Genomic DNA, 20,981 nt, shown 5'->3' on the forward strand with positions numbered 1-20,981 from the left:
TACCATGTAAGTTACGCATGAAAAGCTTTCACGTTGTTTGCGTCAACGTGGGGAAGCGCACGCTCCATGTAGGAAATCGCCTTTCACACGGGCGGAAATGTCACCGGGGCCGTTGTTTGGATGAAAGAAGGCCGGTTCGTACTTGCATAACGAAGCGGTTGAAAACGCGATGGGCCGTGCCCGAACTGTCATCGGGAATGGCACTGCGGCGCACACTTTTGGGACACGCAAACGTAGTCCCAATCACAACGGAGGGGAAAAGAATGCTAATTGCATGCCTCGGTTGGGGTTCTCTCGTTTGGGATACACGGGAACTCCCCATCCGGCGGGAATGGTTTCGGGATGGTCCGCTTGCGCCCGTCGAATTTCTGCGACAGTCGAAGGATGGACGAATAACGCTGGTCATTGATGCCGGCGGTCAGCCTGTCCGCATTCTGTGGGCGTTGATGGAGGCAACGAATCTCGAAGACGCGCGCCGCGCGCTCGGCGCGCGCGAGGGGATACCTGAGAAGAGCTGGCTGAAGCATGTCGGCGCGTGGCAACGCGCTGACGGCGGCCCACCCGATGCAATGCCGACACTCGATCAGTGGGCGCAATCGTGCGGAATCGACGGCGTTGTATGGACGGCGCTTCCGCCAAAACTCGGCGTGCAGGACGGCTATCGCGCTAGTGCTGAGGAAGTGATCGCGCACCTAGCTGGTCTCGAAGGTCGGACGCGTGACATTGCCGAACAGTACGTACGCAACGCACCGAGTCAGATCGACACTCCTTACCGTCGCCGCATTGAAGCGGTATTGAATTGGAGTCCGCACAAGGATTGATCGCGTGGCGCGAATCCCGGCTTGCCGCGCCGCTCACTTCGGGACGTACACAACAGCAGACGTTGAGTTTTCGTCAATATCCGGCTGACCGTGCGCGTCACGCGTGCCCGTGTGAATCTTCATGTCGGCGATCACCGAAACCCATGTGTTCGCCTTCACAACAACGGCTTGCATATCGTCCATTTCGGCCTGCGGCAGAAATTCGTAATCGCCGCCCGCCAGCTGCAGCAGATCGGCATGCGCGATCAAGTCGCCTTCGTCTTCATGGAACACTTTGCCCTCCGCTGCATCAGGCGCAAGCCGTCGCACGCGCAAATCGAATGAATCGTGCTGGGCACTCTGAAGTTCGAACGTGTTCGGGCGCGGATTCTTCGATTGAACATGCACGACGAGTAACCGCAAATCGTCGTGATATGGCAGCACTTCGGCTTTGAGCGTGATGTTGTTTTGCCAGTCTCTCGCGCCGCTTTCAGTGTACTGATACCACGCCCACAAGCCGCCACCGATGAGCGCCGCGAGCGTCAGGAGGCGGATCACGAAATCAGCAATCTCGATCTTCTTCATGCGCGGTCCCCACGGTGATTTGCCATGATAAGCCGCCCGGAAATCGAAACCCGCCCGGCAAGCTGTTGTAGTGACGCTCGAACGGTTTCTGAAGGGGCGGGCGTGTGAAGGAAAGGGGCGGCGCCCGAAGTCGCCAGAAAAGCAAAACTCGCGGCTCGGCCGGGTTCGTGTTCATGCTGCGCGCGTGTCTAGGATTGCCACGTTATCCGCATCGGCCCGCAACAAAAGTTCGAGCCGGTCGCCTAACAGGCGCCACGCTTCGCACGCTTCCGGCGCGTAGTCGTGCCGCTGGTAGATGCGCTTTATCCGGTTTTGCTCGCGATGGTTCAGGCACGCGTCGATCACGACGGGCAACACGCCGCACTTCTGCATCAGCGTCGCCGCCGTGCGCCGCAAGTCGTGCGGCGACCACGATTCTTCAGCGTCAGGCACAAGCACAAGCGCGTTCGCGAACTTAACCGAACGCTTGGCGTGCGCTTCGCGCTCGAAGAACTTCAATTGCCGGTCGCCAACCTGTTTCGAAATTGACTTCAGATCTACATGGGTTTCGGTCCCGTCGCGCTTGCGGGCGGGCAACAGCCATTCGTCACTGTCCGAAAGCTCTACCAGGCGGCGCATGTGGTGCACAGCGAAGTTGGACAGGTTGACAGTGTGCGCGTCGCTATTCTTCGAGTTGCCGCTTGGAACGACCCACGTGCGCGCGTCAAGATCAATATGCGACTTCTTCGCTCGGATGACTTCGCCTACACGAACGGCGGTCCCCAAGATCAACAGAAGTGCGTGTTGCGTCGTGTCCTTCAGGTTCGCCTTCTTCAGGGCGACGGGCAGGGCACGCAATTCCTTGTCGGACAGCACGCGGTCGCTTTCTTCTTCCGCGCCGCCGACCTTCTTCTTCGTGATTGTCTGAAGGACGTTCGCGGCGACAATTTCGCGGTCAACAGACCACGTTAAGAATTGTTTCATGTCGCCAAGGCAACGGTTAGCAAGGCGGTTCGCGCCGCGCGCAACAATGCCGTCAAGCACGCTCATCAGGTCGGCGCGAGTCACGTCGGGCAACGCCTTCGCGCCGACTGCCGGGAAGATGTCCTTCCGGAACGCGCGGCGGGTTTCGGCTCCCTTGTCCTTACGCTTGGCAAGCGCGGCGCGCTCCCACTCACCGAACCGTTGCTCGAAAGTCGGGCGGCCGAGCACGGCCTGTGCCTCCTCGATGCGGGTCTCGACGACGACCTGCTGTTCGAGCCGGTCGGCCTTGCGCGCCTCGAGTGGATCGACGCCGCTATCGAGGAGAGCACGTGCCGCGTCGCGGGCGGCGCGAATGTCTCCGAGGGGATCACGGGGCCACGAGCCGAGCGGCATCCGGCGCTTCTTGCCTTCCCGCTTGAACTCGAAGTAGAAGGTCGCCGCCATGCCCGTCGCTGTCGAACGGATGCGTCCCAGAAGACCACCGAGTTCGCGCAGTTCCCGTCCTGCATCCTTCGGGCGTAACGCCTCAAGCTGTTTCACGCTGATTTTCATCGAATCTCCGAATAGGGCCACCGCCGGAATAGGGCCACCAATAGGGCCACCATGAGGAAAGACGCCACGGGGCTCGATGGGAGTCAGTGGGACACAGAAATTTCTGTATTGTACTGATTATACGTTGGTTTTATGATTATGCGGGACTTGGTGGGGATTGTCGGGAAAGGGTGGTTAACTAAATGGGGTGCAGGTGGTCGGAGGTTCAAATCCTCTCGCCCCGACCAAGATCAAAAAGGACTTACGGTGAAAGCCGCAAGTCCTTTTTTCTTGCCCGTCGCGGATAACTGCGACGCCCCGCGTCTCCGACAAGCAGGCGCCTGATGCTCAGGCCTGCGCGAGCGACGCCGCAGCTCCCAGCGCCACAAACCGCTCCAAATGATGATCCTCATCCCCAAGCTGATGATCGATCATCACGAGCCGCTTCGCGTAATGCGCAAGCGGCAGCTCCCATGTCATGCCGATCCCGCCGTGCATCTGGATGCATTCCTCTGCGACCCGCGTGCCGATCCGGCCGATGCTGTACTTCGCCGCCGACACCGCGCGCTCGCGCGCATTGCGTTCACCATCGAGAACCGCCGCCGCATTGATCACCGCCGAGCGCGCCTGCTCGATTTCGAGCAGCAAATCGGCCATGCGATGCTGCAACGCCTGGAAGCTGCCGATCGGCACGCCAAACTGCCTGCGCGTGCGCAGATAGTCGAGCGTGTAGTCTTTCGCGACGTCCATGGCGCCGACCGCTTCCGCGCACAGCGCGAGCACGCCGCAGCTCATCGCATATTCGAGCGTCGCAAAGCCCTGGCCGACTGAGCCGAGCACGCAGTCGTCGTCGAGCGTGACATTGTCGAACGTCACTTCGGCCGCGCGTCCCCCATCGATCTTCCGATAGCCGCGCACGCTCACGCCCGCCGCGTCCCTCGGCACCAGAAACAGCGTGATGCCGGCTTCGGCATCGTCTTCGCCGCTCGTGCGTGCGGAGACGAGGAACACCTGAGCATGCTCGCCATGCTGAACGACGGCCTTCGCGCCATACAAAGTCCACGCGCCGCTGTTGCCCTTAACGCTGCGCCGCGCGCGCGTCGCTGCGACACGAGCCAGTTCGTAGTGACTGTCCGGTTCGCCATGCGCGAGCGCAACGATTCGCGAGCCGTCGATCAACGTATCCAGTGCCGATTTTTGCGCGTCACTGCCGCTGCGAGCGATCGCCCGGCCGACGATCAGCGTATCGAGAAACGGCTCGACGACGAGTCCCCGGCCGATACTCTCGAACACCACGGAAATATCGAACCCGCCGCCGCCAAAACCTCCGCTCGCTTCGTCGAACAGTGCGCCGATCACGCCAAGCTCTGCGAAGCGCGCCCACAATTCGGTGCTGAAGCCTTGCGTCGAGCGCGCGATCTGGTCGCGCGTCGCGAAGCCGTACTGCTCGCTGATAAACCGGTTCAGCGTATCCGCCAGCATGCGGCGGTCTTCGGTGTGCTGGAGATTCATGACGCGCGCCTCTTACAGTCCGAGGATCGTTTTGGAAATGATGTTCTTCTGGATTTCGTTCGAGCCGCCGAAGATCGACAGCTTGCGATTATTGAAGTACTGCGATGCGGCACTCGCGGCTTCGTCGGGGCCGACCGGCACGCCGTCGAAGCCTTCGTACAGCGCTTCCTCGACGAATGGCTGCGCATAAGCCCCCATCGCGCGCCGCGTCAGCGACGAGATTTCCTGACGGATTTCGGTGCCGCGAATCTTCAGCATCGAACTCTCGGCACCGGGCACCCCGCCGCCCGCCACAGCTGCGATCACGCGCAGGTTGGTCGTCTTCATGTTCTCGAGATCGATCTCGACGCGCGCCATGCGTGCCGCGAACGCGGGATCCTCGGCGAGCGGCCGGCCATTGCGCAGCTGTTTCGCGGCGATGTTGCGCAGACGGTTGAACGCGGCGACCGAAAAGCCGACGCCCGCGATATTGGTGCGCTCGTACGTGAGCAGATATTTCGCGTAGGTCCAGCCCTTGTTCTCTTCGCCGACGAGATTTGCGGCAGGCACGCGCACGTCGGTGAAAAACACTTCATTGACTTCGTGCTCGCCGTCGAGCGTGATGATCGGCCGCACTTCGACGCCCGGCGTATTCATGTCGATCAACAGAAAGCTGATGCCTTCCTGTTTGCGCACGTCGGTCGCGGTGCGCACGAGGCAGAAGATCATGTTCGCGTAATGAGCGAGCGTGGTCCACGTCTTCTGGCCAGTGACGATGTAGTGTTCGCCCTGCGCATCCTTGCCGCGCACCGCCGTCGTTTTGACCGACGCGAGGTCGGAGCCCGCGCCCGGCTCCGAATAGCCCTGGCACCACCAGTCGGAACCATCGAGAATGCGCGGCAGCCAGTGACGCTTCTGCGCTTCGCTGCCGTACCTGATCAGCACGGGCCCGAGCATGTTGACGCCGAACGGTACGACGCGCGGCGCGCCGGCCAGCGCGCATTCGTTCTCGAAGATGAACTTCTGCACCGCGTTCCAGCCTGGGCCGCCGTATTCCTTCGGCCAGTGATTCGCGAGCCAGCCCTGCGCGTTCAGAATCGCGTGCCACTCGGCCATGTCGTCGCGCGTCAGACGCCGGCCGGCGTGCACCTTGCCGGCGAGGCGTTGCGGCAGCTTGTCGCGCAGAAACGCCAGCACGCTGGCGCGAAACGCTTCTTCTTCAGGGGTGAAGTTCAGATCCATCGCAGTCGTTCCGTCCGGGTTCGTGGCGGCTCAGGCCGTCGTGTTCAGGCTCGCGAAATCCGCTCCGCGCTCGACCAGTTCAACGAGCAGCGGCGACGGCCGCCAGAACAGCGGGTCTTCCTTCGCGTACTCGCGGATGTCGGCGAGGATCGTCGCCAGGCCGACGCTGTCCGCGTATTTCATCGGACCGCCGCGGTAGCGCGGAAAGCCGTAGCCGTACAGCAGCGTCACGTCGACGTCGAGCGGGCGCAGCGCGATGCCTTCGTGCACGACGTTCGCGCCTTCGTTGATCATCGCGGCCATATAGCGGCGCATGATCTGCTCGTCGGTGAAGCTGCGCGGCGTGACGCCCGCGCGCTTACGCTCGGCGTCGATGATCGCCTCGACTTCGGGATCGGGCATGCCGCCGCGTGATCCTTCGGGGTACAGATAGAATCCGCGGCCCGTCTTCTGGCCGAACCAGCCACGCTCGCACAGGCGGTCGGCGATCTGCACGTAGCGTGCGTTCGGATCGCGCGTGGCCGCGCGGCGTTTGCGCGCCGCCCAGCCGATGTCGCCGCCCGCGAGGTCGACCACCTGGAACGGGCCCATCGGCAAGCCGAACGCGCGCACGGCCGCGTCGATCTGATACGGCGATGCACCGTCTTCCATCAGCGCGTCCGCGGCGGCGCGATAAACGGCGAGCAGGCGATTGCCGATGAAACCGTCGCACACGCCCGCGCGCACCGGCGTCTTGCGCAGCTTCTTCGCGAGCTCGAACGCGGTCGCGACGACGTCGGCGCTGACCTGCTTCGGCACCACGACTTCGAGCAGCTTCATGATGTTGGCGGGCGAGAAGAAGTGCAGGCCGATCACATCGGCGGGGCGCGAGATGCTGGCCGCGATCGCTTCGATGTCCAGATACGACGTGTTGGTCGCGAGCACCGCGCCAGGCTTGCAGACGCGATCGAGCTCGGCGAACACGGCCTTTTTGACATCGAGATCTTCGAACACGGCTTCGATCACGAGGTCGACGTGAGCAAGCGCATCGTACGTCGTGCTGCCGCTCCAGCGCGCCATGGTCGCGGCTTTCTTTTCGGCGGTGAGGCGGCCTTTGGCGATCAGCCCGTCGTAGACCTTGTCGATGTGCGCGCGGCCGCGCGCGAGCGACGCTTCGTCGCGTTCGATCATCGTGACGGGCAGCCCCGCGTCGAGCAGCGCGACCGTAATGCCGGCGCCCATCGTGCCGCCGCCGATCACGCCGATCGCCTCGAGCGCGCGCGGTTTCGCGTCGCGCGTTTCGGGCGCTTTCAGCACTTCGCGCTCGGCAAAGAACGCGTGCACGAGACCTGCGCGCTGCGGGCTGTCGAGGCATTGCAGGAACAGCGTGCGTTCGAACTTCAGGCCTTCGTCGAAGGGCTTTTCGACCGCGGCTTCGACGGCGTCGACGATTTTCAGCGGCGAGAACAGGCCGCGCGCTTTCTTCGCGGTTTCTTCACGCGCTTTCGCGACGGCGGCGAGGCTCGCGGCGCGATCGTTCAATGCGGCGGCGTCGCGCGTGCGGCGCACCGGCGCATGCGCGGCGAGCAATTCGTGCGTGTAGGCGAGTCCTTCGGCGAGGATGTCGTCGCTGTCGCCGAGACGGTCGATCAAGCCCAGCGCGAACGCTTCCTTGGCGCTCGCATGACGGCCGCTCAGGATCAGATCGAGCGCGGCCGGCGCGCCGATCAAGCGCGGCGTGCGTTGCGTGCCGCCCGCGCCGGGCAGCAGGCCGAGCTGCACTTCGGGCAGGCCGAGCTTCGCGCCCTCGACGGCGATCCGGTAATGCGCGGCGAGCGCCACTTCGAGCCCGCCGCCGAGCGCGGCGCCATGCAACGCGGCAATCACGGGTTTCCCGCAGGCCTCGATGCGATTGCACACGTCCGGCAGCGAAGGCGGCACCGGCGGCTTGCCGAACTCGCGAATATCGGCACCGGCGATGAAATTGCGCCCCGCGCCGACGATCAGCACGGCTTCGACAGCGCGATCGGCGTCGGCGGCTTCGATCGCGGCCAGCAGGCCGCGCCGCACGTCGGCAGAGAGCGCGTTGACCGGCGCGTGGTCGATCGTGACGAGCAGGACCTTGCCGCGCAATTCGCGCATGACGACGTCTGCTGTGGGGGAATGGTTCATCGTGGGTGTCTCCGTATGAGTGTGGCGAAGTGCGCCGGATCGCCCCATTCTGGAGTGGTCAACGTTCATTGACAATCACATGGCTGATTGACAGACTGTCAAAATTATTTTGACAACGACATGCCAATGGACGTCAACTCGCTGACCCTGCTCGTCGACATCCTCGATGCCGGCAATCTGAGCGAAGCGGCGCGCCGGCTCAAGATGAGCCGCGCGAACGTTAGCTATCATCTGAACCAGCTCGAGCGTTCGGTGGGCCTGCAATTGGTGCGGCGCACCACGCGCCGCGTCGAGCCGACCGAGATTGGTCTGCGGCTCTACGAACACGGGCGTACTATTCGCAACGCATTGCTGGCCGCGCGCGAGTCGGTGACGACGCTGGGCCAAAGCCTGCAAGGGCGAGTGCGGCTGAGCGTGCCGAGCGGCTATGGCCAGCTCGTGATGTCCGACTGGCTGATCGCGTTCAAGCGGCTGTATCCGGGCATCGTGCTCGACGTAATGTTCGAGAACCGCGTCGAGGATCTGATGCGCGACGAGATCGACATCGCCGTGCGCGTGATGTCGGAGCCGCCGCAAAACCTCGTCGCTCGGGACATGGGGCCGGTCCGGTACGTGGCCTGCGCATCCCCCGAATTCGCGCGGGCGCACGGCATGCCCGCGACGCTCGACGACCTGCGCACCGCGCCGTTGATTACCGCGGCCGTGATCGGCAAGCAATTGCGGCTCGCCGCGTATCTGCGCGACGAGCGTCATGAAGTGCTGCTCGAACCGACGATTATTTCGGAAAACTTTCTATTTTTGCGGCAGGCGGTGCTGGCCGGTCTGGGCGTCGGACTCGTGCCGGACTACGTGGTGCAGGACGATCTGAAGCGCGGCGCAGTGCTGAGCGCGCTCGATGCCTGGCGGCTCAGCATCTTCGGCACCCACATGTACATGCTGTACATGCCGAACCGGCACCACACGCGCGCGGCCGCGACGTTCATCGACTTCGTGCTGGAGCAGGCGCAGGGCTCGGGCAGGGGCGGCGCGAACTGAAGCGGCGAACTCAGGCGCCGAGTCTGCGCGCAATGGCCGTCGTGACCATTGGCACGCCGACGCGCAGCAGCTTGCGCACGCCTTCGTCGCTGCCGACTTTCTCCACCGCGTTGTCGACCATCGCCTGCATCACGCTCGCCGGATAAAACTCGCGAAACAGCTCGTTGGCGCCGGTTTGCTCGAAGACGTGATGCAGGAACGACCCAACGGGCGGGCCGATGCGCTTGAAGAGCCCCATCTTGACGACACGGTTGTTGCACAGATGCAGCGTGTACGCGTCGGAACAGAGCTCCGCGCACTCTTCGAAATAGCGCGGCAGGAACACCTTGTAGTAGGCGTTGAAATGCACCGGATAGAACAGGCTTTCGGGAAGACCGGCCTTCACGCCATAGACGGCGGTCAATAGACGCGGGCCGGTGTCGCCCCACTTCAGTGCGGTGCCTTTCATCGCTTCGACCCGTTCGATCGCCTCATGCAAGCGCGGCTGATCCGGATCGAGCCTCAGAATCGCATTGCAGATGCTCGTCTGGGTTTCCCGCCCGATCAGGTCGCCCTTGGCGTTCAGATCGAAATCGCGCAACAGCAGCATATCGGTGTCGACCCAGATCTCGTCGGTCTTCGTGAACATCACGAAGCGGAAATAGTCGGTGAAATGCTGCATCGACGGCACCCCGTGAATCGGGAAGTCGTTCAGCGAATCGCGCGGCAGTATCGTGGTCGCGTCTTTCGCGATCACACCGGGCGGCAATCCGGCGATCGGCTCGTAGCTATAAAGCGCGACCTCGCTGCCGTACCGCATGAACGAATTCAGACAGGCGACTTCATAGGGAGAAAGTTCCGGACCGTGCCAGAACGATGCAAATCTTGCCTTGCGCATATGTCATCCGGGGTAGCGATCATGCGGCGCAACATAGGCGCCGAACCTGTGTAACGATCCTAGACGGGGACGGCACAGGTCCGACTTAAAGGGCTTTAATCACACAGGAGTTGTCGCAAAACGTTGAGTTCAGCGCGACGGGCGGGCGATTATTGGCAGGACTATGTCGTATTTGGCGAAGCCAATTGCGCAAGGCGACGCGGCGAACGGGACCGGCAAGATCGTGGGCTAAACTGCGCAACACCGGCCATGCGCGCGCAGAAGCAGCAAGCAATGGGCCATGCATTACTCCATGCAGCGATAGCGACGATATTCAGGAGACGCGATGAACCTCGACGGCGAGACTTACGATTCGCTCACGGCCAATTTCACGTGGCGCATTCCACCGCGCTACAACATCGGCGTCGATGCATGCGACAAGTGGGCCGATGGCTCGGGGCGTCTCGCGCTGATCTACGAAGATGCCGACGGCCGCGCGACCCGCTATACGTTCGACGAACTGAAAGCCCTGTCCGACCGCTTCGCCAATGCGCTGCTCGCGGCGGGCGCACGGCGCGGCGAGCGCGTCGGCATCTTCCTGTCGCAATCGATCGAAACGGCCATCGCGCATCTCGCGGCCTACAAGGCCGGCATGGTCGCGGTGCCGTTGTTCGCGCTGTTCGGCGTGGACGCGATCGAGCATCGGCTCGGCGATAGCGGTGCGGTCGCACTTATCACCGATCACGCCGGCGTGCAAAAGATCGACGAAATCCGCGGCGCGCTGCCGGAGTTGCGACACGTGTTCAGCGTCGATATCGAGCAGGATGACGAAGCATCGGACGCGCCCGTGAGGTCGTTCTGGCAGGCGTTGCATAGCGCTTCCGCTGAGTTCACGCCGGCCGATACCGCCGCGGACGATCCGGCGATCATCATCTATACGTCGGGCACGACCGGAAAACCGAAGGGCGCGCTGCACGGGCATCGCGTGTTGCTCGGCCATCTGCCCGGCGTCGAGATGTCGCAGCAGGGCTTTCCCGCGCACGCGACGCTGATGTGGACGCCCGCGGACTGGGCGTGGATCGGCGGTCTGTTCGATGTGCTGCTGCCGTCGTGGCATCACGGCGTCGCGGTGCTCGCGCGCCGTTTTGCAAAATTCGACGGCCACGCCGCGTTCGATCTGCTCGCGCGTCACGCGGTCTCCCATGCGTTTTTACCGCCGACCGCGCTGAAGATGATGCGCGGCGTCGAGCGGCCCGCTCATCTGCGGCTCGCGTTGCGATCGGTCGCGAGCGGCGGCGAATCCCTTGGCGAGGAACTGATCGGCTGGGGGCGCGATGCGCTCGGCGTGACGATCAACGAGTTCTACGGGCAGACCGAGTGCAACGTCGTGGTGTCGTCGTGCGCGGCGCTGTTCGAGCCGCGCTTCGGCGCGATCGGGCGCGCGGTGCCGGGGCACCATGTCGCGATCGTCGATGCCGCCGGCAACGAACTACCGCCCGGCGCGATCGGCGAAATCGCGGTGGCCGCGCCCGATCCGGTGATGTTTGTCGGCTACTGGCGCAACGAGGCGGCGACGCGCGAGAAATTCCGCGGCAAGTTTCTGCTGACCGGCGATCTCGGCACGCGCGACGCGGACGGCTTCATCCGCTTCGTCGGCCGCGGCGACGACGTGATCACGAGCGCCGGCTACCGGATCGGGCCCGCGTCGATCGAGGATTCGCTGCTGCGTCATCCGGCCGTCGCGATGGCCGCCGTGGTCGGCGCGCCCGATCGCGACCGCACCGAAATCGTGATGGCGTTCGTCGTGCTGAAAGCGGGCTTCGTCGGCGACGATGCGCTGGTGCGCGAGATCCAGCAGCACGTAAAGACGCGACTGGCTGCGCACGAATATCCGCGCGAGATTCGCTTCGTCGAAAGTCTGCCGATGACGGCCACCGGCAAGGTGATCCGCAAGGCGCTGCGCGAGGCGCTGGGGCAGAGCGGCGCGCACGACCCGGACGCGATCCCGCCGGCGAAAAACTGAGTCTGCTACGATGATCCACCCACGATGAGAATTACAGCGGAGACATGGAATGCGCCCCGAGAGTGCAATTCGTTTCGACCAGGAGTTCGCGCCGCGCATTGCCGAGGCGATCGCCGCGTGTGTCGCGAAGACCGTTCACACCGACGTGCTGCCGCATGGCGAACCGGGGCAGCCCACCCGCGTGCGGATTCACGCAACGCCGCTCGATGAACTCGGTCATTACCCGCATCCATTGAATCTGTATCTGACCTGGGACAGCGATGAAATAGAAAGACTGATGGGCGAGCAAGGCGCGACGCGTTTCGCCAGATATCTGGCCGCGTTGCCGCGCAAGCTCAACGCGTGGACCCAGGCGCGCGAACTCGATTTCTCCACGCACACGCAGGGTGAGCCCGTTACGTTGATCGGCGGGCTCGATTTCGAAGCGTAGACGCTCGCGCGCGTTTGCGGGTTTGCGCTCGAGATAGCTGGATAAAAAACGGCCGCTGCGCTCGAAGAGCCAGCGGCCGTTGCTTTTACAGCGTTGGGTGACAGCGACGTTCAGCCGCCCAGCGCCGGATCGCTGCTGCTGTCATTGCCCGTCTCGACGTGACCGGCGATGCGGCGGGCAAACGTCGGGTCCGTATCGACGGTGATCGCGAGATCGTACCAGCCGTATGCTTTGCGCAGATCGAGGTACAGATTGTCGGTGTCGCCGCCGCGCACCGAATGCTTGATCACATGGTCCTTGTCGTACGCGTTGACGATCGTGAACTGGCACCGCGCGCTGCCGACGTTCTCGAGCCGCAGTTGCAGATTGCCGTTCGCGACATCGTAGCCTTCGACGACGGCCGGCCGTGCGGTGTCCGAACCATTCCACCCGTTACGCGCGACCACTTTGCCCGCGAAGCGGCGCAGAAACCCATTCGGTCCGTGCACGCTGAAGTCGTAGCTGCCATCGGCGTTGAGCATCAGCGTGTCCTGTAGATGCTTGCCCGCTTCGACGGTATAGCTGCGCGGCGCGTCGGCGCTATTGGCCGCGTACACGAGGAACACCGCGCCCGCGCGGCCGGTGTTGACGAAGCGGATCGTCAGCTTGCCGTTCGAGCCTTCGTCGACGCGCACGAACAGTTCATACGGCAGCGCGCGTGCCGGGCGCACGCCCGCTTCCTGCTTCGGCACCGTCTGCACCGTCGGCGTTTGCGGCACGTAGTCCGGGTGACGGTTCCGGTCGGGCGGCACGTAGCCGCTCGTGCTCGGCAGCGACGGCACCGACGCGTTCGGATTCGCGAAATTGAACGCGGAGGTCAGATCGCCGCACACTGCGCGACGCCACGGCGTGATGTTCGATTCGCCGAGATTGTGCCGGTGGCCGAAGCGCTTTTCGATGAAGCGGATCACCGACGAGTGGTCGAACACTTCGGAGCACACGTAGCCGCCTTTGGACCACGGCGACACCACCAGCATCGGCACGCGCGGTCCGAGCCCGTACGGCCCGGCGGCGTTCTTCGGATCGCCCGCATAGATTTCATTCGCGATATCGACGGTCGACAGACCGTTTGCGCTCGATGCGGCCGCGAACGGCGCGGCGATGTGATCGAAGAAGCCGTCGTTTTCGTCGTAGTTGATCAGCAGCACGGTCTTGCTCCACACGTCCGGGTTCGACGTGAGGACCTGCAGCACCTGGTCGATGTACCACGCGCCGTAGTTGGTCGGCCAGTTCGGGTGTTCGCTGTACGCTTCGGGCGCGACGATCCACGACACCTGCGGCAGCGTGCCGTTTTGCACGTCGCGCTTCAGGATGTCGAAGTAGCCGTCGCCGTTCGCCGCGTTGGTGCCGGTACGCGCGTTGTCATACAGCGGGTTGCCGGGCTGCGCGTTGCGATACTGGTTGAAATAGAGCAGCGAGTTGTCGCCGTAGTTGCCGATGTACGCGTTCTGCGTCCAGCCCCAGGAGCCGTTGGCGTCGAGCCCGGTGCCGATGTCCTGATAGATCTTCCAGGAGATGCCCGCGTTCTGCAGCACTTCGGGGAAGGTCGACCAGCCGTAGCCGAGCTCCGAATTGTCGATCACCGGACCGCCGCCGCTGCCGTCGTTGCCGACCCAGCCGCTCCACATGTAGTAGCGGTTCGGATCGGTCGGACCCATCAGCGAGCAGTGGTACGCGTCGCAGATCGTGAATGCGTCGGCGAGCTGATAGTGGAACGGGATGTCGTCGCGCGTCAGGTAGGCCATCGTGGTCGCGCCTTTCGACGGTACCCATTGATCGTTGCGGCCGCCGTTCCATGCGGCGTGCGTGGTGCCCCAGTCGTGAGCGAGATCCTGCAGGAATTGCAGGCCGAGATTCGGCGCGCTCGGACGGAACGGCAGCACGTAGCTGGCGCCGGTGGTATCGGTTGTGAGCGGCTGATACAACACCGGCTGGCCATTCGCGAGGTTGATCGCGCGCGTGTCGCCGAAGCCCCGCACGCCCTTGAGCGTGCCGAAGTAGTGGTCGAACGAGCGGTTCTCCTGCATCAGCACGACGATGTGCTCGACGTCGCGGATCGTGCCGGTGCGGTTGTTGGCCGGAATCGCGAGCGCATTGCGGATGCCGGGCGGCAGCATGCTCAACGCGGTAAAGGAACCGGCGGCTTGCGCGGCCGAGCGCAGAAAATCACGGCGATTTGTTGAGGTCATGGTTGTGGCTTTGATCTTCGGTGGAGGAAAAGGCACGGGAAGACGAATTGCGGTGCTGAAACGGCAATGCTGCGCCGGACGCGCGAAGTCAGGCTGGTCTTTCGCGCGCGGCGCAATTCTCAATCGACGGTATGGATGACGGGGCGGGCAAGCGGCGGCGCAGCGGCGGACAGCGCCGTGCCGGCTTCGGATGCCGGTGCCGCCGGTGTCTGGATCGTCAGCATCGGCGGCGCGGAGTCGGCCGACGGCGGGGCGATCGATGGGGCGCCGGGGTTAGCGGCGGAATGTTCCGTTGAACTGATCGTATTCGTGCTCGGGGGCGGGTCGTCGTTGCTGCATGCTCCCGCTAGCGCGCACAGCGCGATGACCGCCACGGCGCCGGTCAAACGTTTGCGGCGCGGCGCACGAATCGGCTTCGACACGAAAGGCATGGCACTGTCTCCGGGCGAGGAAGGGATGCCTCGCCATCGATGTGCCGAGGTCAGCGATGCGCAAGCATAATCGCCGATCCGTGTAATTTTTATGAAGTATCGGTAACAGCCAGGGCGCCGCTTATCGCGCTGCGCGCGAACGAACGCAGCGATCGCATCGTTGAGCGCCCCGGGCGCATCGCGATGAGGAGAGTGTCCGCATGCGTCGAGCTTCACGAGTTGTGCATGCGGCACGCGGGCGGCGATCGTGTCGATCTGCGCCATCGTGCCGTAGTTGTCGTCATGGCCCTGGATCGCGAGCAGCGGTCGGCGGATCGGCGCGAGCGCCTCGACGATCGACCACTGCCTGAACCCGGGATCGAGCCAGATATCGTTCCAGCCGTAGAACGCGGAATCGACGTCGGCATGGTAGGGGGCGAGCTTCGCGCGCAGATCGGTGCTTTCGTAAAGTTGCTTCGTCTGGGCGATGGTTCGCACCGAGATGTCTTCGACGAAGACGTGCGGTGCGATTACGATCGCGCCCGCCAGGGCATCCGGATACAGCGCCGCGTACAGCAGCGCGATCGAGCCGCCGTCGCTATGGCCGATCACCCACATGCGCTGGCGTTGCCGCAAGTCGATATCGAGCGCGTCGAGCAAGGCGGGTAGAATGTCGCGCGCCTGCGCGGTCATGAAATCGACCGGCCATTTCTCGTCAGGCGCACGCGGTGTCGACAGTCCGTAGCCGGGCCGCGAATAGACGAGCCCGCGCATGCCGAGCCGCTCGCACAACGTCTGTGGCCAGTCGCGCCACATCGCGATCGAGCCGAGACCTTCGTGCAGGAAGACCGCGATCGGTGGATCGTCCTGTTGAGCATTCGCCTGCTCGTTGACCCAGCGGTACTCGATCCGCAGCGGCTCATGCGACGCAGTTGCCGGCAGTTCGGCGAAACCTCGCGCGGCAACCGCGGAGGAAGTGGTAGGGGCGGTACTTCGGTTCTGCATCAATGAAACACCTATGACAGTTCGCGTAGTTTGAAGCGTTGAATCTTGCCGGTGGCGGTTTTCGGCAGATCGTCGGTGAACACGATATCGCGCGGGTACTTGTGCGGCGCGAGCCGTTCCTTGACGAAGGTCTTCAGTTCGTCGGCGAGCATCTCGGACGGCATGAAGTCGCGCTTGAGCACGACGAACGCGCGCGTCTTCACGAGTCCGCCATGATCGACGCCGACCACCGCCGCTTCGAGCACCGCCGGATGCGCGACGAGCACCATTTCGACCTCGATTGGCGACACATACTGGCCGCTTACTTTCAGCATGTCGTCGCTGCGGCCCGCGTAAACATAACAGCCGTTCGCGAGACGCCGATACTTGTCGCCGCTTCTGATCCATTCGCCGAGAAACGTCGCGCGCGTTTTCTCGCGATTGCTCCAGTACATCAGCGCCGCGCTCGGCCCCTTGATGAACAGATCGCCGACTTCGCCATCGGGCACCGGCCGCCCGGCCTCGTCGCGCAACTCGACTTCGTAGCCCGGCACAGGGCGTCCGGTCGTGCCGTATTCGACTTCGCCCGCGCGATTCGACAGGAAGATGTGCAGCATTTCCGTCGAGCCGATGCCATCGAGAATCTCAGCACCGAAGTGCGCGGTGAAGCGTTCGCCGACATCGCGCGGCAACGCCTCGCCGGCCGACGCACACACGCGGATCGCGACGTCGGCGCGCGCGGGCAGATTGGGCGACACCAGCATGTTCGCGTACAAGGTCGGCACGCCGCAGAACACGGTCGGGCGCTGCTTGACGAGGCGCGCGAAGATCGCGTCGGCGGTCGGGCGCTCGGCCATCAGGATCGCGGTCGCGCCGACCGACAGCGGAAACGTCAGCGCGTTGCCGAGCCCATACGCAAAGAACAGCTTCGCCGCCGAAAACACCACGTCGCTCTCGACGATGCCGAGCACCGGCTTCGCATACAGCTCGGCGGTCCAGTACAGATTCGCGTGCGTGTGGACGGTGCCTTTCGGCTTGCCGGTCGAGCCCGACGAATAGAGCCAGAAGGCGATGTCGTCCGCGTTGCTCGCGCAGCCTTTGACGGCGGGCGGTGCAGCGTCGAGCAGCGTTTCGAAGCGGGGCGCCGTGAGCGGCTTTCCGGTGGCAGCATCTGGCTGCGAGACGATCAGCTTGCAGCCGTCGTCGTCGATGCTGCTCAGCGCCTGCGTCACGTTGGATAGCAACGGTTCCGACACGATCACCGCGCGCGCATGGCTGTGCGTCAGCATGTACGTATAGTCGGCGGCGGTCAGCAGCGTGTTCGCGACGACCGGCACGATGCCGGCGTACAGCGCGCCGAGAAACGCGACCGGCAACGATACGGTGTCGAGCATCACGAGCAGCACGCGCTCCTCGGGATGCACGCCGAGCGCACGCAGCGCGCTGGCGCAGCGCCGCGCGCGCTGTTCGAGTTCGCCGTAGGTCGTCGCGCCGTGGTCGTCGATATAAGCGAACTTGCTCGCGCGCGCTTCGTTCAGCTGGAACAGATGCCTCGCGAAGTTGAACAGCGGGGGCGGCGGCGCAACCGGCTCGCGCGCGCCCGTTTCCAGCAGGGCTTCCATATGTCTCCTCCGTCCGTGGATGCGGTCCGGCTTTTGTCTGCTCGTGATCCGCTCGATGCTTGCCGCTCGCGTCTCACGCGCGCGTGAATTCGATCGCCCCTTGCGGCAGCAGATACAGCACCAGCGCCTGGCCGTTCGCGACGGTCGGCCGATGCGCGGAGCCGGGGCCATACACGCACCAGCCGGCCGGATGGCCGTCGAACGTCGCGCCTTCGGTGAGCGGCATGATCAGATCGATCTCGCCGTGCGGATGGACGTGGTGCGGACCGGCAATGTCCCGCATGTCGACTACGTCGACGGAAAAGCCGTGCGTGTCGGGCAGCGCCTTGAAGATGCGGCCGTAGCGGATGCCGCCGGCCCCGCGGTTGCACAGCCAGCCTTCGGCGACGCCTGTGCGGCATGCGTTCGCGAGTTCGTGAAAGGTGGGACTGTCGGCGGGCCAGGTGTCGTTCAGCCAGTCGGCGAGCGCGGCGTCGAGCGGCCGCCCGGCGAGTTGCCCAGTGACGCCTGCGATCAGGCGCTGGAATTCCTGTGCGGACATGCGAGCCTCCAGAAGCGCGCTCACGCAGGCCGGACGGCCGGCCCCCGGATGGCCGGCCCCCGGAACTTTGGTGCATGCGTGGTGCGGCGCCGTCTCCATGACGCGGCCGGAATACAAGGGCGGCGCGCGACTGTGTTTGTGATTGGATCAGCTTTTGGCGAAAATTAAATCGTTCACCTGCTGCGTGTCAAGCACTATAGTACATATATCGTAGTCAAGAGGTCGCAAAACATGAACCAAAAGTACCCTCCCGCACCGTTGAATGAAGCCGATGACGAAGCGGCCTGCGCCGAACGCCTCGAGCGCGCAGGTGACCGCGCGGCCGAACGCGGCGGCGAGCGCGAAGAACGCGACCCGTTCCTGACCGCGATGGGCGAGCGCGTGCGTTTGCTGCGCGCGCGCCGTGGCATGACACGCAAGACGCTGGCGGCCGAAACCGGCTTGTCGGAGCGGCATCTGGCGAATCTCGAATCGGGCGTAGGCAATGCGTCGGTGCTGGTGCTGCGGCAGCTCGCGGCCGCGCTGAACTGTCCGCTCGCCGAGGTGATCGGCGACGAAACCACTGCGTCCGCCGAATGGCTGCTGATTCGCGAACTGCTGCAGGGGCGCGACCAGGCGGCGCTGCAGCGCGCGCGCATCGCTCTCGCGGAGATGTTCGCGCAGGCGCCGCGCGACCCGCACCGGAAGGACCGCATTGCGCTGATCGGTCTGCGCGGCGCGGGCAAGTCGACGCTCGGACGCATGCTCGCGCAGGAGCGCAAGGTGCCGTTCATCGAGCTCACGCGCGTGATCGAGCAGCTCGCCGGTTGTCCGCCGTCGGAGATTCATTCGCTGTACGGCGCGAGCGCGTATCGACGCTACGAGCAGCGCGCGCTAGAGGCGGTGATCCACGAACATTCGCGCGCGGTGATCGCGTCGCCGGGCGGGCTCGTGTCGGAATCGGGCACGTTCAACGTGCTGCTGTCGCACTGCTTCACCGTGTGGTTGCAGGCGACGCCCGAAGAACATATGCGCCGCGTCGTCGCGCAAGGCGATCTGCGGCCGATGTCCGGCAACCGCGAGGCGATGGACGACCTGAAACGCATCCTTGCCGGGCGCGCGGAGCTGTACGGGCGTGCCGACATGACGTTCGACACCAGCGAAAAGACGCTCGCCGATGCGTACCTGCAATTGCGCGACCGTCTCGCCGCGCGTCTCGCGGCGGAAGCGCCCGACGAAGCGCGCCTCAACTGACCGATCGGGAGCGCCAGGGTTTCCCCGTAAAAGTGCACTAAAGTGCTTTACGCTGGTATGTTGATGCACTATTGTTCAAAAAACAGTTTGCATCGTCCAGTCAGGAGACGCCCCATGTCCACAGCACCTACCGTCGTTGCCGAGGCCGCGCCGGTCGACTACCGCACCGAGCCGTCGCAGTACAAGCACTGGAAGCTGAGCTTCAACGGCCCGGTTGCGACGCTCGGCATCGACATCGCCGAGGACGGCGGCATTCGTGGCGGCTACAAGCTGAAGCTCAATTCGTACGACCTCGGCGTCGACATCGAGCTGCACGATGCGATCCAGCGGATTCGCTTCGAGCATCCGGAAGTCCGCACGGTGGTGGTGACGAGCCTGAAGGACCGGGTGTTCTGCTCGGGCGCGAATATCTTCATGCTGGGGCTGTCGTCGCACGCCTGGAAGGTCAACTTCTGCAAGTTCACGAACGAAACGCGCAACGGGCTCGAAGATTCGTCGCGCCATTCGGGGCTGAAGTTCCTCGCCGCGGTGAACGGCGCATGCGCGGGCGGCGGTTATGAGCTTGCGCTCGCCTGCGACGAAATCTATCTGATCGACGATCGTTCCTCTTCGGTGTCACTGCCGGAAGTGCCACTGCTCGGCGTGCTGCCCGGCACCGGCGGTCTCACGCGCGTGACCGATAAACGCAAGGTGCGCCACGATCGCGCGGATATTTTCTGCACGGTGGTCGAGGGTGTGCGTGGCGAGCGTGCGAAGGCATGGCGTCTCGTCGACGAAGTCGTGAAGCCCAACCAGTTCGAGCAGGCGATTCAGGCGCGCGCGCTCGAACTCGGCGCGCACAGCGATCGTCCGGCCGATGCCAAGGGCGTCGCGCTCACGCGCATCGAACGCACGGATCGCGAAGACGGCCTCGGCTATCAAACCGTAGACGTGACCATCGATCACGCGAAACGTGTGGCGACCTTCACCGCGCGCGCGCCGCGCACCGAGCAACCGACCGACCTCGCCGCGATCGTCGCGGCCGGCGCCAACTGGTGGCCGCTGCAATTCGCCCGTGAACTCGACGACGCGATCCTGTCGATGCGCACCAACGCGCTCGACATCGGCACCTGGGTGTTCAAGACCGAAGGCGACGCGCGCCATCTGCTCGCCGTCGATGCGACGTTGCTGCGGCACAAGGATCACTGGTTCGTGCGCGAAACGATCGGCATGCTGCGCCGCACGTTCGCGCGCCTCGACGTGTCGTCGCGTTCCATCTTCACGCTGATCGAGCCGGGTTCGTGCTTCGCCGGCACGTTCGCCGAACTCGCGTTCGCTGCCGATCGCACCTACATGGCGGCGCTGCCCGACAACGAGGACGAGGAGCCGTCGATCACGCTGTCGGAAGTCAACTTCGGTCTGTATCCGATGGTCACGCATCAATCGCGGCTCGCGCGGCGCTTCTACGAGGAAGCCGAGCCGCTCGACGCGGTGCGCGCGCTGATGCGCCAGCCGGTCAAGGCGCTGGACGCCGAGCGCCTCGGTCTCGTCACCGCGTCGCCGGACGATATCGATTGGGCCGACGAAATCCGCATCGGGCTCGAAGAGCGCGCGGCGATGTCGCCCGATGCATTGACCGGCCTCGAAGCGAATCTGCGCTTCAACGGGCCGGAGACGATGGAGACGCGCATCTTCGGCCGTCTCACCGCCTGGCAGAACTGGATCTTCAACCGGCCGAACGCAGTGGGCGACAAGGGTGCGCTCAAGGTGTACGGCAAGGGCAGCAAGGCGCAATTCGATGTGTCGCGCGTGTAATCGGCATCGCGCTCGCACCGACTAAACGACGCCGCCTGCCGATACGCGCCTTTCGCACTGCA

The 20,981-nt window shown here is 64.2% G+C and carries 15 protein-coding genes and 1 pseudogene; 6 read left to right on the plus strand and 10 right to left on the minus strand.

The annotated features are described in order from the left end of the window. Positions 1–176: 176 nt before the first annotated feature. Positions 177–821 carry a hypothetical protein gene (locus QFZ91_RS20830; protein WP_429568280.1) on the plus strand — a complete coding sequence of 215 codons (645 nt, stop codon included), beginning with the start codon at positions 177–179 and terminating at the stop codon, positions 819–821. A 33-nt stretch (positions 822–854) separates the two neighbouring features. Here the strand turns inward: QFZ91_RS20830 and QFZ91_RS20835 are convergent, their stop codons facing one another. From QFZ91_RS20835 to QFZ91_RS20855, 5 genes are all read right to left on the minus strand, one after another. Beyond that, on the minus strand, positions 855–1,385 hold the full coding sequence (locus QFZ91_RS20835) for a hypothetical protein (RefSeq protein ID WP_429568281.1): 531 nt from the start codon (positions 1,383–1,385) through the stop codon (positions 855–857). A 171-nt stretch (positions 1,386–1,556) separates the two neighbouring features. Beyond that, on the minus strand, positions 1,557–2,900 hold the full coding sequence (locus QFZ91_RS20840) for a tyrosine-type recombinase/integrase (RefSeq protein ID WP_429568282.1): 1,344 nt from the start codon (positions 2,898–2,900) through the stop codon (positions 1,557–1,559). A gap of 327 nt (positions 2,901–3,227) precedes the next feature. Next, the gene (locus QFZ91_RS20845; protein ID WP_429568283.1) at positions 3,228–4,391 is read right to left on the minus strand and encodes an acyl-CoA dehydrogenase family protein; all 1,164 of its coding nucleotides are present in this window, start codon (positions 4,389–4,391) and stop codon (positions 3,228–3,230) included. Between the two features lie 12 nt (positions 4,392–4,403). Then, complete coding sequence (locus tag QFZ91_RS20850) at positions 4,404–5,612, minus strand: acyl-CoA dehydrogenase family protein (RefSeq protein WP_429568284.1); 1,209 nt, start codon at positions 5,610–5,612, stop codon at positions 4,404–4,406. A gap of 30 nt (positions 5,613–5,642) precedes the next feature. Continuing rightward, positions 5,643–7,763, minus strand: coding sequence for a 3-hydroxyacyl-CoA dehydrogenase NAD-binding domain-containing protein (locus QFZ91_RS20855; protein ID WP_429568285.1), 2,121 nt, complete (start codon positions 7,761–7,763; stop codon positions 5,643–5,645). 126 nt (positions 7,764–7,889) lie between these two features. Between QFZ91_RS20855 and QFZ91_RS20860 the strand changes: the two genes are divergently transcribed. Beyond that, the gene (locus tag QFZ91_RS20860) at positions 7,890–8,798 is read left to right on the plus strand and encodes a LysR family transcriptional regulator (RefSeq protein WP_176382150.1); all 909 of its coding nucleotides are present in this window, start codon (positions 7,890–7,892) and stop codon (positions 8,796–8,798) included. 10 nt (positions 8,799–8,808) lie between these two features. On the opposite strand, the gene QFZ91_RS20865 is transcribed toward QFZ91_RS20860, so the two are convergent. After that, positions 8,809–9,675, minus strand: coding sequence for a hypothetical protein (locus QFZ91_RS20865; protein WP_429568286.1), 867 nt, complete (start codon positions 9,673–9,675; stop codon positions 8,809–8,811). A gap of 325 nt (positions 9,676–10,000) precedes the next feature. Between QFZ91_RS20865 and QFZ91_RS20870 the strand changes: the two genes are divergently transcribed. After that, positions 10,001–11,677 (plus strand): acyl-CoA synthetase, encoded by a 1,677-nt coding sequence (locus QFZ91_RS20870; RefSeq protein ID WP_429568287.1) that lies wholly within the window; start codon positions 10,001–10,003, stop codon positions 11,675–11,677. Positions 11,678–11,726: 49 nt separating this feature from the next. Next, the gene (locus QFZ91_RS20875) at positions 11,727–12,107 is read left to right on the plus strand and encodes a DUF5594 family protein (RefSeq protein WP_176368078.1); all 381 of its coding nucleotides are present in this window, start codon (positions 11,727–11,729) and stop codon (positions 12,105–12,107) included. 110 nt (positions 12,108–12,217) lie between these two features. Here the strand turns inward: QFZ91_RS20875 and QFZ91_RS20880 are convergent, their stop codons facing one another. From QFZ91_RS20880 to QFZ91_RS20895, 4 genes and pseudogenes are all read right to left on the minus strand, one after another. Continuing rightward, positions 12,218–14,335: a phosphocholine-specific phospholipase C gene (locus QFZ91_RS20880; protein WP_429568288.1), complete on the minus strand. Its 2,118-nt coding sequence runs from the start codon at positions 14,333–14,335 to the stop codon at positions 12,218–12,220. A 557-nt stretch (positions 14,336–14,892) separates the two neighbouring features. Next, a pseudogene (locus QFZ91_RS20885) lies at positions 14,893–15,750 on the minus strand (alpha/beta fold hydrolase); the annotation flags it as partial. A gap of 11 nt (positions 15,751–15,761) precedes the next feature. Further along, a complete protein-coding gene (locus QFZ91_RS20890; protein ID WP_429568289.1) occupies positions 15,762–17,351 on the minus strand; it encodes a benzoate-CoA ligase family protein in 1,590 nt (529 codons plus the stop codon). 73 nt (positions 17,352–17,424) lie between these two features. Continuing rightward, complete coding sequence (locus QFZ91_RS20895; protein WP_429568290.1) at positions 17,425–17,892, minus strand: DUF4863 family protein; 468 nt, start codon at positions 17,890–17,892, stop codon at positions 17,425–17,427. A 231-nt stretch (positions 17,893–18,123) separates the two neighbouring features. Between QFZ91_RS20895 and QFZ91_RS20900 the strand changes: the two genes are divergently transcribed. Beyond that, the gene (locus QFZ91_RS20900; RefSeq protein WP_429568291.1) at positions 18,124–19,125 is read left to right on the plus strand and encodes a helix-turn-helix transcriptional regulator; all 1,002 of its coding nucleotides are present in this window, start codon (positions 18,124–18,126) and stop codon (positions 19,123–19,125) included. A 114-nt stretch (positions 19,126–19,239) separates the two neighbouring features. After that, on the plus strand, positions 19,240–20,919 hold the full coding sequence (boxC, locus tag QFZ91_RS20905) for a 2,3-epoxybenzoyl-CoA dihydrolase (protein WP_429568292.1): 1,680 nt from the start codon (positions 19,240–19,242) through the stop codon (positions 20,917–20,919). Positions 20,920–20,981: the final 62 nt, after the last annotated feature.

The organism is Paraburkholderia sp. JPY419 (genome assembly GCF_050435705.1).
GTDB classification, from domain to species: domain Bacteria; phylum Pseudomonadota; class Gammaproteobacteria; order Burkholderiales; family Burkholderiaceae; genus Paraburkholderia; species Paraburkholderia youngii.

Excerpts from the sequence above, each read along its gene's own strand:
- QFZ91_RS20860 (WP_176382150.1), top strand. The coding sequence starts at position 7,890 with ATGGACGTCAACTCGCTGACCCTGCTCGTCGACATCCTCGATGCCGGC.
- QFZ91_RS20870 (WP_429568287.1), top strand. The coding sequence starts at position 10,001 with ATGAACCTCGACGGCGAGACTTACGATTCGCTCACGGCCAATTTCACG.
- QFZ91_RS20895 (WP_429568290.1), bottom strand. The coding sequence starts at position 17,892 with ATGTCCGCACAGGAATTCCAGCGCCTGATCGCAGGCGTCACTGGGCAA.
- QFZ91_RS20890 (WP_429568289.1), bottom strand. The coding sequence starts at position 17,351 with ATGGAAGCCCTGCTGGAAACGGGCGCGCGCGAGCCGGTTGCGCCGCCG.
- QFZ91_RS20900 (WP_429568291.1), top strand. The coding sequence starts at position 18,124 with ATGAACCAAAAGTACCCTCCCGCACCGTTGAATGAAGCCGATGACGAA.
- QFZ91_RS20850 (WP_429568284.1), bottom strand. The coding sequence starts at position 5,612 with ATGGATCTGAACTTCACCCCTGAAGAAGAAGCGTTTCGCGCCAGCGTG.
- QFZ91_RS20855 (WP_429568285.1), bottom strand. The coding sequence starts at position 7,763 with ATGAACCATTCCCCCACAGCAGACGTCGTCATGCGCGAATTGCGCGGC.
- QFZ91_RS20880 (WP_429568288.1), bottom strand. The coding sequence starts at position 14,335 with ATGACCTCAACAAATCGCCGTGATTTTCTGCGCTCGGCCGCGCAAGCC.
- QFZ91_RS20845 (WP_429568283.1), bottom strand. The coding sequence starts at position 4,391 with ATGAATCTCCAGCACACCGAAGACCGCCGCATGCTGGCGGATACGCTG.
- QFZ91_RS20875 (WP_176368078.1), top strand. The coding sequence starts at position 11,727 with ATGCGCCCCGAGAGTGCAATTCGTTTCGACCAGGAGTTCGCGCCGCGC.
- QFZ91_RS20865 (WP_429568286.1), bottom strand. The coding sequence starts at position 9,675 with ATGCGCAAGGCAAGATTTGCATCGTTCTGGCACGGTCCGGAACTTTCT.
- boxC (WP_429568292.1), top strand. The coding sequence starts at position 19,240 with ATGTCCACAGCACCTACCGTCGTTGCCGAGGCCGCGCCGGTCGACTAC.
- QFZ91_RS20840 (WP_429568282.1), bottom strand. The coding sequence starts at position 2,900 with ATGAAAATCAGCGTGAAACAGCTTGAGGCGTTACGCCCGAAGGATGCA.
- QFZ91_RS20835 (WP_429568281.1), bottom strand. The coding sequence starts at position 1,385 with ATGAAGAAGATCGAGATTGCTGATTTCGTGATCCGCCTCCTGACGCTC.